The sequence below is a fragment of the Gemelliphila sp. 1F1 genome (genome assembly GCF_056897515.1).
Genome location: NZ_JBXHBE010000002.1, coordinates 140283 through 155957, shown reverse-complemented (window position 1 = coordinate 155957; position 15675 = coordinate 140283). Strand labels below are relative to the sequence as shown.

At 26.6% G+C, this 15675-nt stretch carries 16 protein-coding genes and 1 pseudogene; 15 read left to right on the top strand and 2 right to left on the bottom strand.

Features of this window, described 5'->3' with window-relative positions; translation table 11 throughout:
• Position 1 precedes the first annotated feature (1 nt).
• The 8 genes and pseudogenes from AC1XWJ_RS02965 (at position 2) to AC1XWJ_RS02930 (ending at position 7626) form a co-directional block, all read left to right on the top strand.
• On the top strand, positions 2-1021 hold the full coding sequence (locus tag AC1XWJ_RS02965) for a hypothetical protein (RefSeq protein WP_483334404.1): 1020 nt from the start codon (positions 2-4) through the stop codon (positions 1019-1021).
• Between the two features lie 392 nt (positions 1022-1413).
• Positions 1414-1866, top strand: coding sequence for an NUDIX hydrolase (locus tag AC1XWJ_RS02960; protein ID WP_483334403.1), 453 nt, complete (start codon positions 1414-1416; stop codon positions 1864-1866).
• A gap of 77 nt (positions 1867-1943) precedes the next feature.
• The gene (locus tag AC1XWJ_RS02955) at positions 1944-2696 is read left to right on the top strand and encodes a hypothetical protein (RefSeq protein WP_483334402.1); all 753 of its coding nucleotides are present in this window, start codon (positions 1944-1946) and stop codon (positions 2694-2696) included.
• Between the two features lie 216 nt (positions 2697-2912).
• Complete coding sequence (locus AC1XWJ_RS02950; RefSeq protein ID WP_483334401.1) at positions 2913-3560, top strand: Rossmann-fold NAD(P)-binding domain-containing protein; 648 nt, start codon at positions 2913-2915, stop codon at positions 3558-3560.
• A 189-nt stretch (positions 3561-3749) separates the two neighbouring features.
• Positions 3750-4289 (top strand): putative immunity protein, encoded by a 540-nt coding sequence (locus AC1XWJ_RS02945; RefSeq protein WP_483334400.1) that lies wholly within the window; start codon positions 3750-3752, stop codon positions 4287-4289.
• A gap of 307 nt (positions 4290-4596) precedes the next feature.
• A pseudogene (locus AC1XWJ_RS02940) lies at positions 4597-5324 on the top strand (ATP-binding cassette domain-containing protein).
• 3 nt (positions 5325-5327) lie between these two features.
• Positions 5328-6845, top strand: a complete 1518-nt coding sequence (locus AC1XWJ_RS02935; protein WP_483334399.1) for an ABC transporter permease/substrate-binding protein — start codon at positions 5328-5330, stop codon at positions 6843-6845.
• 97 nt (positions 6846-6942) lie between these two features.
• Positions 6943-7626, top strand: coding sequence for a nuclear transport factor 2 family protein (locus tag AC1XWJ_RS02930; protein ID WP_483334398.1), 684 nt, complete (start codon positions 6943-6945; stop codon positions 7624-7626).
• Positions 7627-7919: 293 nt separating this feature from the next.
• Here AC1XWJ_RS02930 and AC1XWJ_RS02925 read toward each other — a convergent pair whose 3' ends face one another.
• Positions 7920-8255 carry a winged helix-turn-helix transcriptional regulator gene (locus tag AC1XWJ_RS02925; protein ID WP_483334397.1) on the bottom strand — a complete coding sequence of 112 codons (336 nt, stop codon included), beginning with the start codon at positions 8253-8255 and terminating at the stop codon, positions 7920-7922.
• Positions 8256-8437: 182 nt separating this feature from the next.
• Here AC1XWJ_RS02925 and AC1XWJ_RS02920 point away from each other — a divergent pair, with 182 nt between their 5' ends.
• The 3 genes from AC1XWJ_RS02920 (at position 8438) to AC1XWJ_RS02910 (ending at position 11081) form a co-directional block, all read left to right on the top strand.
• Positions 8438-9295: an SDR family oxidoreductase gene (locus tag AC1XWJ_RS02920; RefSeq protein ID WP_483334396.1), complete on the top strand. Its 858-nt coding sequence runs from the start codon at positions 8438-8440 to the stop codon at positions 9293-9295.
• A gap of 204 nt (positions 9296-9499) precedes the next feature.
• Complete coding sequence (locus AC1XWJ_RS02915; RefSeq protein ID WP_483334395.1) at positions 9500-10291, top strand: protein-ADP-ribose hydrolase; 792 nt, start codon at positions 9500-9502, stop codon at positions 10289-10291.
• A complete protein-coding gene (locus tag AC1XWJ_RS02910; protein WP_483334394.1) occupies positions 10272-11081 on the top strand; it encodes an SIR2 family NAD-dependent protein deacylase in 810 nt (269 codons plus the stop codon). Before AC1XWJ_RS02915 ends, AC1XWJ_RS02910 begins: the two co-directional genes overlap by 20 nt.
• Before the next feature lie 81 nt (positions 11082-11162).
• Here AC1XWJ_RS02910 and AC1XWJ_RS02905 read toward each other — a convergent pair whose 3' ends face one another.
• The gene (locus AC1XWJ_RS02905) at positions 11163-11996 is read right to left on the bottom strand and encodes a LysR family transcriptional regulator (protein WP_483334393.1); all 834 of its coding nucleotides are present in this window, start codon (positions 11994-11996) and stop codon (positions 11163-11165) included.
• Between the two features lie 118 nt (positions 11997-12114).
• Between AC1XWJ_RS02905 and AC1XWJ_RS02900 the strand changes: the two genes are divergently transcribed.
• From AC1XWJ_RS02900 to AC1XWJ_RS02885, 4 genes are all read left to right on the top strand, one after another.
• Entirely contained in the window at positions 12115-12966 is an 852-nt protein-coding gene (locus AC1XWJ_RS02900; protein ID WP_483334392.1) for an aldo/keto reductase, read from the top strand.
• A gap of 278 nt (positions 12967-13244) precedes the next feature.
• Positions 13245-13661 carry an Rrf2 family transcriptional regulator gene (locus AC1XWJ_RS02895; RefSeq protein WP_483334391.1) on the top strand — a complete coding sequence of 139 codons (417 nt, stop codon included), beginning with the start codon at positions 13245-13247 and terminating at the stop codon, positions 13659-13661.
• Positions 13662-14669 carry an NADP-dependent oxidoreductase gene (locus AC1XWJ_RS02890; protein ID WP_483334390.1) on the top strand — a complete coding sequence of 336 codons (1008 nt, stop codon included), beginning with the start codon at positions 13662-13664 and terminating at the stop codon, positions 14667-14669.
• Position 14670: 1 nt separating this feature from the next.
• Complete coding sequence (locus AC1XWJ_RS02885) at positions 14671-15504, top strand: alpha/beta fold hydrolase (RefSeq protein WP_483334389.1); 834 nt, start codon at positions 14671-14673, stop codon at positions 15502-15504.
• The last annotated feature ends 171 nt before the right edge of the window (positions 15505-15675 follow it).

Below are 15675 nucleotides of genomic sequence, written 5' to 3'. Positions count from 1 at the left end.
AATGACATTAGAAATTGAGCATTATCGAAATAAAATTGTAGATTATCTATTTGTACCAAGAGTTTTTAATGAAAAAAGTGATTCTGAATTAGATAAGAGCATATTTGAAAATATTGAACAAGCGATACATTTTTTAAAAGAAGATTGCGAGAAATATTATTTGTGGGGATATCATTACAGCTTACTGCATCATATTTATTTTGATGTGTTACGAAATGGTAAAGATCCAAAAACTTTAGAACAATTTTTAGAAATAGTAGAATCATTGCCTTTACAAGATATTGAAAGAATCATGTATACTACATTACGAGCAACTACTATACAAAATAATGAAGTTAGTACATTACCAGAAGTAAAACTTCAAGATGTTACTAAAGAAAAAATGTTTGAATTATTAGAAAATAGTTCAAAATCTTCAAGTAATAAATGGTTTTGGAGCATGGCTATTCGTCATCCTAAAGATACTGTTCAAAAAATGATTAATATTTCACGTCAAGTATCCAAAATATATGATCCCTTTTATAAAATATTTGAGCAAAGTGTACGTGATTATGCTAAACAATTTACGTTAGACATGTTTGAATCGTTTCCCACTACGAAAGGATTATTATCGTTTATACAATCGCATGAGGAAAGAATATATACATTTATCTTGTCTAAATGGCAAGTAACGTTGGCATATACAGAAAGCGATATTTTAATTGCATCAGTTGATATTGAACAAGAATTATATAAAAATCAGAGTATTGATAATGAGAAGTTTACTGATGTATTGAAAGTTTTAGGTGATGATACAAGGTATCAAATATTACAAGAAGTCATTAAACCAAATATGAAAGTTAAACAAGTTGCTGAATTATTAAATATTACAAGTGCAGCAGTATCTTTTCATACACAAAAAATGATTAATAAACAGTTATTAATGATTGATATTGAAAATAACGATTTAAAATATAGAGTTAATAAAAACTTACTTAAAGATATTATTGATAAACTTCAGTCAGATTTTAATATTCAATAGATAAAATTATTAAAGAGATTGCGAGTCAAACGTAGTTTTCTAAATTAGTATATAGAAGAGTAATGATTGTAGATGCAGACAAATAACAAAAGAGTGAACTTTATTACTTAAGATAATATCAAATAGAACTGTTCGCTTTTTTATTGATTTTCAGACTTTATCAAGTCCAAATTTTGAAAAACTAATGTTATTAATATATTGTTTAACTGAAAATTATATGTTCAATATGTAAAATATAAAATCTAGTATTTATTATTTTGATGCTAGATTATTCATAAATTTAACTAGGCGTAGTAATTAATATTAATCAAAATGATAACTATGCCTATATATTTTTAATTTATAAGATTACTATAGATATCTTATTAAGAAAATGTAGAAAGGAGTTCATAATGGACTTTAGAGTAATAACTGACAACTCTAGATATGGTGTTAGAGTAACAGCTATAATAGTAAAAGATAATAAACTACTAACCTATAAAGTTAAAAATCAAAATCATTTAGTAGGTGGGGCAATAGAAGTTGGAGAATCAAGCTATAATGCTGTATTTAGAGAAGTAAAAGAAGAATTAGGAGTAGAATGTTTAGTAAAGGATTTAATGTTTGTTGTAGAAAACAGATTTTATTATTATGATGAATTACATCATATGATAGAGTTTCATTATAAAGTAGAACTTTTAGAATCTCCGCCTAGTTATACAGTGGATGAAAATAGCTTTGAGTGTGAATGGTTATCGATAGAAAATTTATCTAATTATGACTTACGTCCAAAGTTTATAAAAAAAGAGTTGCAAAAATGGAATGGTACCGTTCAACATATTAATATAGATTTAGAAAAAGAATGATTAATAAATATAGTATATAAATTTTAGATATAAATTAAGTCTTATTAGCAGATTTGAAAATGAAAGGAGAGTTTTAAATGAAAAATAAATCAAGTACAATTCAAAATATATTAATTATTTTACTATGTGTAATTAGTGTGTACTTTTTAATTATAGGTATAGGAGCTTTTATATTAGCTAAATTGGGGCTTAGTTTTATTGTAATTTTATTTTTTATATTTATTTATTTGACAAATACAAAAAGAAAAAATTTATCAAATATATTAAGTATTCTTTCTGTTATTATAAGTTTTGTTTCTTTAGCAGGATCATGGATTCCATTTTTTAATATGCTGCATATAAATTTTGCTTTTTGGGGAATTTTTATTGGTATTGTTGGAGCTCTTATTAAAGATAATGATTCTAAAATTCATTCTCTTGTTGGTATTGCTCTATCTACCGTATCTATAATTATAGTATTTATTTTTATTTCAATTTATAATGATAGTGTAACTAGTAGTAATAATAGAATAGAAGCCCCACCTACATATACTATTGATCATAATTTTAAATGGACAAAAGAAGATGTTGAAAAATTATCAGTTGGAGAAGGTATTTATTCAGAAGGAGGAACGGAGTTAACCGAAATTATTGAGAAGTTTGGAGAGCCACAGAAATCAAGTGATATAAATCTAGAAAAATATACATTAAGAACAGTAGAATATCATAATGTAGGTAATACTAAGTCTCAAAGAGTACGCTTATACTTTGTGGGTGGAGGAGAAGAGAAAAAACCGTTTAGACTTTCTCATATAGGGGAAGTGAACTTTGGTAGTGAAGTTAATGTATAAAGATAAATTATAATAAATAGAGTAAAATATTTTGGCAGTAATTGTTAAAGAAATGTCGTGTAGTGATATTTAATATTTTACTATTAAATACTATAATAATATCATAAAATTAATAATAAAAGAAAATATAAATTTTACAGAACTAATAAGTTAATTGTTAATTTCTAAATTTGAAATTTCTATAGAAGAAAATTCTGTAAATTGGAAAGGAATATTATGTCAACAGCGATACTTTTAGGTGCTACAGGAGAAATAGGAGGGCATCTTTTGCAGGAACTAGTAGCTAATCCTAATTATTCAAGAGTCTATATTTTGGGACGTTTGTCCATAAATAGATTACCAAATTATCAAAAAGTAGAAAAACTTATTATAGATTTCGATAATCCAAATGTTAATGAGAGTATATTAGAGCAAGCAGATATTTTTTGTGCTATTGGAACGAGAGTAAGTCAAGAAAATTTTGAAAAAGTTGATTATGGCTACGTTTATAATTTTGCAAAGATATGTGAGGGAAAAGTGAGAAGTTTTAATTTGGTATCTGCTATGGGAGCTAACAGTAAATCGCGTTATAAATATTTACAAATAAAAGGGAGATTAGAAGATGATTTACTGAAATTAAATCTGGGAGCGCATCGTTTTTATCGCCCTTCTATGTTAATTGCTCCAGAAAGAGAGAATTTAAGGTGGAGTGAGGCAATGTGGATAAAAATTTTTCAAGTTATATCTCCTATTTTTATAGGAAAATTAGGAAAATGGAAAGGAATTAGTCCTAAACAAGTGGCTTATGCAATGGTTACTAATGCTTTGAATAAAAAAAAACAAATAATATACTTATATAATGATATGATAATTAAAAGAAAATAAAGAAATATTGTATTCTCTAAAAGTAATCTCTTATATAGAAGTTACATTTTATTTTGCAATAATAAAAACTCTAAGTTTTGTCAAAGTTGAAAATACTTAGAGTTTTTTTGTATAAACAATTTTTAACTTGTTATAAAAAAAATATGTTAGAATTAAAATGAAATTTTGAAATTGTTAGGAGATTTTCCAATGAATCCTGAGAAGTACGCATGGAATAATTATGAAAGACAACTATATATTGATGGGAAAATTATTGTACCATCACCGTACAAAATAAAAATAGTAGATGATTTTGAGAAAAGAGTGAAATTAGAAAAACTTTTAAACAATTTACCACAAAAAGAGCTAGCAATATGGGCTAGAGATAATGCTGAAAGATTTATTAAGTATATTAATATAGGTGATGAAAAAATAAAGAATGATATTATTATTGAAACTAGTAATGTATTACATAGAAGAATTGAGGGTAAAATTAGTTTATTTGAACTTAGAAAGGCAGGATTTTTAGCTAATAATCTTTCTAAGAATTCTGTAAATGATATAAGTAAATTTTCATCAAGAGTTTATTCACAGGCAATAGCAACAGGACATATGAGAGGTCATGCACTTGTTTCATCTGACTATGCGATTAAAGTTGTTAATATTTTAAGTAATAACGATATAAATTCGAGTATAATTGAAAGAAGTAAGCAAATTGAATTAGTAAAAAATATTATAGATACATTATGAATTTAGAGTTATAGTTAAGTTTATAAGATATTTTCTATCTTATATTATAATTGTTATACTACTAATCAGAGAATTGTTATGGAATTTTTTATTAGAAGAAATTTTTAGATTTTTCATATAAATATTTATGGTAGAAAGTTTTATATAAAGGTTTTACAGATAAAGAAATTGAAGAAGTAGATTCTTATTTAGAAAGAATAGAAAAAATTTACAATAAGCTTTAAACTAAAAAGCTGTTTGATGATATTATTCTTATTATTGATATAAATAAAAATAAGTCTGTATATTAAATTAAAGGAGGTAATATATGATAAGTTATAGAAATGTATTCTTAGAAAGTTCGCTTGGTGATAAAATTTTGAATAATATAAGTTTTGATGTTCAAAAAGGAGAATTTTTTGTTATTGTAGGTCCTAGTGGAAGTGGTAAAACAACGACGCTAAAATTAATAAATAGACTTATTGAGCAAACAGAGGGAGATATTTTTTTCAAAATAAGAAAATAAAAAATTACAATCTTAGAGAATTACGTTTAGACATAGGTTATGTTTTGCAACAAATAGCACTTTTTCCTAATTTAACGGTGGCAGAGAATATAGCGCTTATTCCTGAGATGAAAAAAATGGAAAAAACAACTATTAAGAAAAAAACAGAAGAGTTGTTAGAGAAAGTAGGTCTTGACCCAAAGCAATATATGGAGAGATTACCAGAAGAATTATCGGGAGGAGAGAAGCAAAGGATTGGCATTTTAAGAGCAATTATTTCTAATCCTAAAGTATTACTTATGGATGAGCCTTTTTCAGCGCTTGATCCTTTAAGTAGAACTCAATTACAAAATTTGATAAAAAGGTTGCATAGAGAATATTGTATGACAATTCTTTTTGTAACACATGATATGAACGAAGCTTTAAAACTTGCTGATAGAATATGTATGATGAAAAATGGAGAAATTGTTCAAATAGGAACATCTTCAGAAATACAAAATAATCCGGCAAATGACTTTGTTAGAAAATTTTTTAGAATAAAGGGGGTTTAGCTAGTGAATATTGTTAGTACTTTTATTGAGAAAAAATCAGAATGGTTACTAGCTTTGTTTGAACATTTGCAAATTTCTTTATTATCTTTAATTATTGCGATCATTATTGCTGTTCCGTTAGGTATAGTTTTTTCAAATTATAATAAAACAAGAGAATGGTTGTTGCAAATTACTGGAATATTCCAAACTATTCCATCTCTTGCATTGTTAGGATTATTTATTCCATTTATGGGAATTGGTACACTTCCTGCGGTTGTTGCTCTTGTACTGTATTCAATATTTCCCATTCTTCAAGGTACAATAACAGGATTATCAGAAATTAATTCTTCTTTAGAAGAAGCAGCTACCGCTTTTGGAATGACAAAATGGGAAAAACTAAAAAAATACCAATTAGAACTTGCTATGCCTATTTTAATGTCTGGTGTAAGAACTTCTAGTATTATGGTTATAGGTACAGCAACACTTGCTGCGTTGGTAGGAGCTGGTGGGTTAGGATCATTTATATTGCTAGGAATTGATCGTAATAATTCAAGTCTTATTCTGATTGGAGCATTATCTTCAGCATTACTAGCCATTATTTTTAGTTTAGTTATAAAGTTATTACAAAATAAAAAGCCAAAGATAATATTTATAACGTTATTAGCTTCTATTTTTGGCCTATGTATGAGCTTTGTTCCTTTTCAAAAAGCCAATGACCAAAAATTAATTATTGCCGGTAAACTTGGAGCAGAGCCAGAAATTATAATTAATATGTATAAATTGTTAATTGAAGAAAAAACTAATATTAAAGTAGAAGTAAAACCAAATTTTGGGAAAACTAGTTTTTTATACGAAGCTTTAAAATCAAAAAGTATTGACATATATCCAGAATATACAGGAACTATTACAACAACATTGCTAAAAAATTCTGTAGAAAATATATCTACTAATCCGAAAGAAGTATATGAAATAGCAAGAGAAAAAATATTAGAACAAGATAATCTGATTTATTTAAAACCAAGTGAATTTCAAAATACTTTTGCAATAGCAGTAACGGAAGAATATGCTACTAGATATAATTTAGCAACTATTTCTGATTTAAAGAAGGTAGAAAATATATCTACTGCTGGTTTTTCTTTAGAATTTAATGATAGACAAGATGGTAATTTAGGGTTAAAAAATTTATATGAACTTAATCTGGACGTAAAAACAATGGAACCAGCTTTACGTTATCAAGCCATAGCAAATAATAATATAGACATTATTGAAGTTTATTCAACAGATAGTCAAATTATAACTAATAAATTAAAAATTTTAGAAGATAATAAACAATTATTTCCACCTTATCAAGTTGCTCCTTTATTAAGGGTAGAAACATTAGAAAAATATCCTGAACTAAAAACAGTTCTAGAAGAACTTGCAAATAAAATAAGTACTAAAGAAATGGCAGAGATGAATTATAAAGTAGATGTTGAAGGAAAAACAGCGCTTGAGGTTGCGAAAGAGTATTTAATAAAAGAAAATTTAATAAATAATAAATAGAAAGAGGTTAATTATGTCTAAACCATTAGAAAATGCAAAAAACTTATATATAAGAGGTATTTAAATTGGAGAAATAAAAGAAATTCAAGAAAATTATATGGGAGAAACTTACACACAGCATAGTACGAGCGTACCTGATGAAAAAGAAGGATTCGCAGAGTTTTTTGAAGATTTTTTCATTTTCAAACGACACCAAAAAAGGAAGATGAATATTGTAAGATCGATAGAAGATGAGAATTTTGTTTTTCTTCACGTTCATCAGTACTTAGATGATGGTGAAGTTCAATGGATTACTGCAGATATCTTTAAGGCTGATGAAAATGGGAAAATCACTGAGCATTGGGATATTATAGATTATTATCCGAAAAATATTATGGATATAGATCCTATTTATGGGGACTTTTGTATCAAGGATTTAGATAAAACAGAAGAAAATAAAAAGACAATAAGAAAATTTATTGTAGATATTTGTCAAAATAATGAATTTGATAATTTTTCAAAATATGTTTCAGAAGATTTAATACAACATAACCAAGATATAGAACAGAGAGGTAAGGCATACAAAAATTATTTAATAAAAAATAAAGTTACTTATGACTTTGTTTTTAAAGTAATTGGGCAAGGAAACTATGTAGTTAGTTATTCAAAAGTATTTGTAGGAAAGCAAGACTATGCTCAGTTTGATATTTATAGCTTAGAAAATGGTAAAATTGTAGAACATTGGGATAATAAAGAAGTAATGCCTAATAAATATGATTTAACAAATTTAGGGGAATTTTAGATTATATTGAAAGTTAAATAGATGAATAGTAGTATACATCATTTTACTGACCTATTTTAATAAAAATTTGTAAAATACATAACAAAGTGCTATATAGTATATTGTTATGTATTTTGCAGTTGATTTTGGAATATTTTTAAGTAAGGAATTTATTAACTATCTCTCCGTTACAAAATTATCCTTACTATAAACTTTGAAATTATCTGAAAAACTATTTTTAAACTTTTAAATAAATAGTTTATTAACTAATTATTTTTATAGCCAACAAACTTAGATATTTTAATCTAAGTTTGTTAGCTTATTTTATTTTTATAATTTTCTCCCCATTTGTACATACTATTAATAATTGGTTCAAGAGATTTTCCTAAATCGGTTAAAGAATATTCAACTTTAGGAGGAATTTGTGGGTAAACTTTTCTATTAACAATATCTTTGTTTTCCAAATCACGAAGAGAAGAAGTAAGGACCTTTTGGCTAATATTACCAACAGATCTTTGAAGTTCTCCAAATCGTAAAGTTTGTTCCATAAGATCGCGTAATATAAGAATATTCCACTTATTGCCAATTATTTGTAGTGTAATTTCAACTGGGCATTTAGGTAATTGTTGTGATAAAATTTTTTCTGTCATGTAAATCTCCATTATATTTTTAAAATAATATATTTTCTTAAAAAAGTGTATTTTATTAATTAGTTATATTTAAGTAACTATTTTACAAAAAGGTACCTACTTTACAAAGTAAAGTAACGATATTATTATATTATTATACAAAAGAAAAATCAATATTATAAAATTTTTAAAGGAGGAAGATTATGACTTATTTAATTACAGGAGTTACTGGAGGGCTAGGGGGAGCAATATTAGAACACTTATCTAAAAAGATAGATACTAAAGATATTTCTGTTCTTGTTCGTTCTGAAGATAAAGGAAAAATATTTTCAGATAGGGGGTATGATGTTCGAATTAGTGATTATTCGAATGTTGATTTACTAGAAAAAGCATTTGATGGTATAGAAACTCTAATGTTTGTATCGGGGACACCGGGTCAAAACGTGTCTAGAGAACAACAACATATTAATGTTATTGAAGCAGCTAAAAGAGCAGGGGTAAAAAATATTGTTTATACAAGTATTGCTAAAGGACTTGATTCAACAGCGGTACTTGCTCCGGATCATATTGTAACTGAAAAACTTTTGGCTACAACAGATTTTAATTATAAAATATTACGCAATAACTGGTATATTGAAAATGAGTTGGAATCAATTAAGGCTGCCATTGCTGGACAAGGATTTATTTATGGCGCTGGAGATGGTCGTACGGGTTGGGCATTACGTCGTGAATATGCTGAAGCTGCAGCAAATGCTCTAACACAATCTTTTGCTGGACAAGAAGTCTATGAACTAAGTGGAAAACCAATAACTTATAGTGATTTTGCAAAAGCCGTTAAAGAAGCAACAAATTTAGAGTTTCCAGTTATATCGTTAGATATTGAAGATTTTAAAAAGTTATTAGAAGATGATGGTTTGCCAGAATCAGCGGTTGCTATATTGACGGCAATTCAATCTGATATAAGAAATGGACAATTAGATATTGATTCTAATGATCTTGAGAAATTTCTTGGTCATCCTCAAACACCATTAGTTGAAGCTATTAAGGAATTATTACAATAATATTATTTTTATTATATTATAATTATAAGGGTAATAATACTTTAAGAAGAATGTAAAAATTATTCTATTATTTTAAAATTAAAAACTAATGATAATGAATACAATTTAAAGAATAATTGAAAAAATAGTGTTGTAAACATCTGAAGTTTATTAATGTTTGATAATTATTTATATCAAGCATTTTAATTTTACAGGAGAATAAAAATGACACAAGAAGGAAGAAGACAATTTTTGATTAGATATTTGTTAAATGAGGATAGTAGATATGAAAATATAGAAATACCAGATAACGAAGAAGATAAAAAGGTATTACTTAGAAGCTTATTAAATATAAGATTACCTAAAGAAACATCACAAGAATTTATAGAGATACAAAATAGTTATTTACAAAATGAATTAAAAAATAAAGGTTATATTACTATAGATTCGTTAGAGAGATTTTCTAATAATATTTATCTGCATAAAGGAGACATTACCCTCTTGCAAGTTGAATCTATCGTTAATGCGGCTAACTCTAAAATGATAGGTTGTTTTATACCTAATCATAAATGTATAGATAATGCTATACATACATTTTCTGGAGTTCAGCTAAGAAAGTTTTGCGACAATATTATGAAGGAGCAAGGACATGATGAGAAAACTGGATTTGCTAAATTGACTCCTGCATTTAATTTACCTAGTGATTATATTATTCATACAGTGGGACCTATAGTTTCTGGAGAACTTACAGAAGAGCATAGACGAGCATTAAAGTCTAGTTACTTGTCTTGTTTGGAATTAGCAACAGAAGAAAAAATAGATAGCATAGCATTTTGCTGCATCTCTACTGGAGAGTTTAGATTTCCTAATGAGGAAGCAGCAGAAATTGCTATAAACACAGTTAAAGAATTTATAAATAATAGAAACAATAAATTGAAAGTTATTTTTAATGTTTTTAAAGATGTTGATGAATTGATTTATAGGAGAAAGTTATCAAATGAAAGATATATTGACTAATGAAATAGAAAAAGCAGATGCAATAATAGTTGGTATAGGAGCGGGTATGTCTACTGCTAGTGGATTTTCTTATTCTGGAGAAAGATTTGAGAGATATTTTTCTGATTTTCAACAAAAATATGGAATTACGGATATATATTCAGGGGGATTTTACCCTTTTGGGAGTCTTGAAGAATATTGGGCTTGGTGGAGTAGAACTATTTACTACAATCGGTATAATGTTGAAGTAGGTAAACCTTATTATAAATTGTTAAATATGATAAAAGATAAAAATTATTTTGTAATTACAACTAATGTTGATCATCAATTACAACTAGCAGGATTTGATAAAGATAAGTTATTTTATATGCAAGGAGATTTTGGACTGTTTCAATGTTCAAAGCCTTGTCATAATAAAACTTATGATAATAAAAAAATTATTGAAAGAATGATTGAAGAGCAGAAAGATATGCTTATACCTAGTAATCTTGTTCCATTATGTCCTAAATGCAAAGAACCAATGACTATGAATTTAAGAATAGATGATAGATTTGTAGAAGATGATGGGCTGCAAAGACAAAGAGAGAAGTATATTGAATTTGTAAATAAATATAAAGATAAGGCAGTATTGTATTTAGAATTAGGAGTAGGAGATAATACACCTATAATTATTCATTATCCATTTATTTCTCTAACTTTAAGCAATGATAAAGCTATATTGATAGTTATTAATAAAGATAAAGTTATGTTACCAAAAGAAATAAGTAATCAAACTATAGAAATAATAGATGATATAAGTAATGTATTGTAATAAATAAAAAGCAATAGTAAAATTAAAATTTACTGTTGCATTAAATTTTTAAAATAAGATATTAGTAACAAGATTAGATTATTAAATAATATTTTTTAATATGTTATAAATTTTATAGTCTTTAAATAGAATATAGAAACTAATATTTGCAGCATTATCTTTTATCGGTATAACTACTCTATTAAATTTTTCAGCTGAATATTCATTGAATAAATCAGTTATAAAATGAGGTAAAGAGGAATTTTTTATTAATTCTGTAAATTCAAAATCATTATTTTGTACTAGAAATTTTGAAGATGGCATTTTTTCTCGACATAATGTATCCCAAAATCCAAGATTATTTTTTAGGAGAAAGTTAAATCCATTGATATCACCAAAAGATACTGATGGTTTTGTGGCTAATTCATGAGTTATAGGTACAGATATCATAAGTTTTTCTTCTAATAATTTTTTATAAGGGTATTCGTTAGTATTGGGTTTATATGGCAAAATTACAATATCAAATTCTTTATTTTCTATTGCTGATAAAATATCTTTTGTTAATGCAATATTTGAAGAAATGGTCATATTAGGAAAATATGAAGAAATTATAGGAATTATTTTCCACATAGGCATAGGAGCAACTGATTTTATAGAAACAGTTTTTAGAGTCTGGTCATATAATTTAACTTCATTAATAATTCTTTTTGTTTCTTCGAGTAAATATTTAGATAGTTCTAAAGCCTTCTCTCCAGTTTCATTTAACACAATTCTATTCGCATTGCGATTAAACAAAGAAACACCGAAACTTTCTTCAATATTTTGCATACTTCTAGTAATTGTCGGAGAAGAAATATGGAAGTTTTCTGCTACTTTTGTTAAAGTTTTATATTTTTCTAATGCTACAAAGTGTTCTAATTCATTTAAATTAATCATATAATTACCTCAGTAGATTTCTAATTGTGAAATGTAAATTTCTTATTTAATAGTGTACAATATAGTAATAATATTGTAAAGTATATATTATAAATTTTATACATTACGGAGGTTCATTATGAAATATTTTACGTTAAATAATGGGGTAAAAATGCCAGCAGTAGGTTTTGGAGTTTTTCAGATTCCAAAAGAAGAAACAGAACAAGCTGTTTTAGATGCAATAGAAGTAGGGTATAGAAAATTCGATACAGCACAAAGTTATATGAATGAAGAAGAATTAGGAAATGCACTGGAGAGAGCAAATGTTCCTAGAGAAGAATTGTTCATAACAACGAAAGTATGGTTGTCTAATTATGGATATGAAGAAACAAAACAATCTATAGAGCAAAGTTTAGAAAAATTAAAAACAGATTATATTGATTTAGTTTTATTACATCAACCATTTGGTGATTACTACGCTTCATACAGAGCTCTTATTGATTTAAGAGAATCTGGAAAATTAAGAGCAATAGGAGTTTCTAATTTTTACCCAGATAGATTGTCTGACTTAGCAACATTTTTAGATGTTCCTCAAGTTAATCAGATTGAAATTAATCCATTGTTTGTTCAAGAAGAAGCGGTGGAAAATATGAAAAACGAAAATGTGTTAGCAGAATCTTGGGGACCATTTAGAGAAGGAAGAGATGGGATATTCTCTAATGAAATTTTGAAAGAAATTGGAGAAAAACATAGTAAATCTGTAGCTCAAATTATTTTGAGATGGCTATTCCAAAGAGGAATATCATCGAATTGCAAATCAGTTAAAAAAGAAAGAATGCAAGAAAATATAAATATCTTTGATTTCGAATTAAATTCTGAAGAAATGAAAAAAATTAATTCTCTAGATACGAATACGAGTTTGTTTTTGGATCATAGAACAGTAGAAGCTGTTAGATTATTTGAAAGTTTCGTAAAGGAAAGAGATATATAGAATTATATTTTAACTATTATTATTTAAAAAATAATAATAGTTTATAATTTTAATTAAATATTATTTTTAATAATTAAGCTATATAATAAAAATTAAATGTAATTTTTTGTTCACTTATAATTTTATTATATAGCTATTTTTTATTATTTAATGTTGTTAAAATTCGTGTAATTTTCTTTTGAGATTGAATAATTTAAAAGGTTAATATTGACAATAAAAAATAAAAGTGTTAATATGTACTTGTATTAGATACAAGTACAAGTATAAAGAGGTATTTTATGGATACAAAGTTTTCTGTTTCATTACATATTATGATTTTTATATCAGAGACCAAAGAAATTTCATCATCGGAGCTGATAGCAAAAAGTGTAAATACGAATAGTAGTTATGTTAGAAAAATTATATCTCAACTTAAGCAATCAAAATTAATAGATAGTCATCAAGGAAAAGCTGGATTTTTTTTGGCAAAAGAGAAAGATGAAATAACTTTAGCTGATATATATAATAGCATTTATCCAGGAAGAAGTATTTTAAGCATACACGAAAATACTAATATAGAATGTCCCATAGGAGCAAATATAAAAAAATTATTAATTCCAACATTTGATAAAGCTCAATCTGCTTTCATTAAGGAACTTAATAAAAAAACATTACAACAATTAATTAGAGATTTATATAAAATAGGAGAAAAATAGATGAAAGTAGCAGTACATACAAAATATAGTAAAAATAATATTAATTTAGAATTTAACGAAATAGATGTTCCTATAATAAATAATAATGAATTATTAATTAAAGTTACAGCAGCAGGATTAAATCCATTAGACAACATGATTTCAAGGGGAGAAGTTAGATTAATAGTTCCTTATAAATTGCCACAAGTTGCCGGTAATGAATTTGTAGGAATTGTAGAGAAAGTTGGAGATTCTGTTACAAAATTTAACTTAGGTGATAGAGTATTTGCAAGAATGCCACTTGACAAAATAGGAGCTTTTAGTGAGTACATAGCAATAGAAGAAGATGTATTAGCTAAAGTCCCGGATTATTTAACCGATGAAGAAGCTGCGGCAATCCCACTTACAGCATTAACAATTATGCAAGCGCTAGACATTATGCAAGCAAAAAGTGGAAAAACAATATTTATATCTGGGGGAACAGGTGGTGTTGGAGGAATGGCAATTCCGATAGCTAAAGCAAAAGGATTAACGGTAGTAACAAATGGTTCTAGTGATAATAGTGAGCGTGTTTTGAAGCTAGGGGCGGATAAATTTATTGACTATAAAACACAAGATTATTCAGAGATTTTGCAGGATATTAATTATGTTTTAGATACATTAGGAGGAAATGAGACAGAAAAACAGATGTCCATTATGAAAAAGGGTGGACATTTAATATCATTGAAAGCTATGCCTAATGGAAATTTTGCCAAAAGAATGAACTTACCAAAATGGAAGCAATTTTTATTTAGTATAGTAGGGCGCAAATTTGATAATATGGCTGAAAAATACGGGATCCATTATGATTTTATTTTTGTACAATCTAGTGGAGAACAATTACAAAAAGTAGCAGATATTTTTACTAAATTAGAAGTTAAACCATCTATTGATACTGTTTATAATTTTGAGGATATAAATAAAGCGTTAGATAAAATAGCTAATGGTCGTTCGAAAGGAAAAACAATAATAACTTTTAAGGAGAAATAGTATGCCATATTTAACGACAAAAAATAATTATACTACAGTAAGCGATTTGAAAATTGCTTATAGAGAAGTAGGTATAGGAAAAGGTGAAATACCGCTAGTAATGTTAGTTCATTTAGCAGCTACAATGGATAATTGGGATCCGAAATTAATTGACTTACTATCTCAAAATAATCATATAATATTAATTGATTTACCAGGAGTTGGTGCTAGTGAAGGTACGGTACCAAAGTCTATACCAGAAATGGCAAAGCAAGGAATTTCAATTATTAAAGCATTAGGTCATACTAAAGTAAATCTTCTAGGTCTATCTATGGGAGGAATGATTGCGCAAGAAATTATTCGTTTAGATGGTAATTTAGTAGAAAAACTTATTTTAGTTGGAACAGGTTATAGGGGTGGAGAAGGTATTGATAAAGTAACGAGAACAACATTTAAATATATGTTTAAAGCATTTGTGTATAGAACAGATCCAAAAAGATATATTTTTTATAACCATGATAATGAGGGAAAAATAGTAGCAAATGAAGTATTATCAAGACTTAATAGTCGCGAAAAAGAATACAAGGACAAAGAAATAAGTGTAAAGAATTTTCTTAGACAATTAAAAGCTATAAAACGTTGGGGGATAGCTCCTAAGGATGATTTACTATTTATTTTGCATCCTACATTAATTGTTAATGGTGATAATGATATGATGGTTCCAACAAAAAATTCTATTGATATGAGTAAAAAAATTAAAAATAGTAAATTAGTGATATATCCACATTCTGGACACGGATCATTATTTCAATATTGTGAAGAATTTGTTAAAGAAGTTAATTTATTTTTAAATTAAAATTGTTCTAACCAAGTAAAAAATATATTGAAATATACTCAAAGTAGAAATTCTTAAATTGAGTAAGTAGTAAGGTTAGTATATTGATTCGGTCGAAAATATGTAAATTGTAATTTTAGTATAAATAATTTATAAATGCAATAATTTTTGTATTTCTAGATAGATATAATG

Bases quoted from the DNA above. Each gene is read 5' to 3' on its own strand.
- AC1XWJ_RS02945 (WP_483334400.1), top strand. From the start codon at position 3,750: ATGAATCCTGAGAAGTACGCATGGAATAATTATGAAAGACAACTATAT.
- AC1XWJ_RS02885 (WP_483334389.1), top strand. From the start codon at position 14,671: ATGCCATATTTAACGACAAAAAATAATTATACTACAGTAAGCGATTTG.
- AC1XWJ_RS02960 (WP_483334403.1), top strand. From the start codon at position 1,414: ATGGACTTTAGAGTAATAACTGACAACTCTAGATATGGTGTTAGAGTA.
- AC1XWJ_RS02895 (WP_483334391.1), top strand. From the start codon at position 13,245: ATGGATACAAAGTTTTCTGTTTCATTACATATTATGATTTTTATATCA.
- AC1XWJ_RS02905 (WP_483334393.1), bottom strand. From the start codon at position 11,996: ATGATTAATTTAAATGAATTAGAACACTTTGTAGCATTAGAAAAATAT.
- AC1XWJ_RS02900 (WP_483334392.1), top strand. From the start codon at position 12,115: ATGAAATATTTTACGTTAAATAATGGGGTAAAAATGCCAGCAGTAGGT.
- AC1XWJ_RS02965 (WP_483334404.1), top strand. From the start codon at position 2: ATGACATTAGAAATTGAGCATTATCGAAATAAAATTGTAGATTATCTA.
- AC1XWJ_RS02955 (WP_483334402.1), top strand. From the start codon at position 1,944: ATGAAAAATAAATCAAGTACAATTCAAAATATATTAATTATTTTACTA.
- AC1XWJ_RS02920 (WP_483334396.1), top strand. From the start codon at position 8,438: ATGACTTATTTAATTACAGGAGTTACTGGAGGGCTAGGGGGAGCAATA.
- AC1XWJ_RS02910 (WP_483334394.1), top strand. From the start codon at position 10,272: ATGAAAGATATATTGACTAATGAAATAGAAAAAGCAGATGCAATAATA.
- AC1XWJ_RS02930 (WP_483334398.1), top strand. From the start codon at position 6,943: ATGGGAGAAACTTACACACAGCATAGTACGAGCGTACCTGATGAAAAA.
- AC1XWJ_RS02950 (WP_483334401.1), top strand. From the start codon at position 2,913: ATGTCAACAGCGATACTTTTAGGTGCTACAGGAGAAATAGGAGGGCAT.
- AC1XWJ_RS02915 (WP_483334395.1), top strand. From the start codon at position 9,500: ATGACACAAGAAGGAAGAAGACAATTTTTGATTAGATATTTGTTAAAT.
- AC1XWJ_RS02925 (WP_483334397.1), bottom strand. From the start codon at position 8,255: ATGACAGAAAAAATTTTATCACAACAATTACCTAAATGCCCAGTTGAA.
- AC1XWJ_RS02890 (WP_483334390.1), top strand. From the start codon at position 13,662: ATGAAAGTAGCAGTACATACAAAATATAGTAAAAATAATATTAATTTA.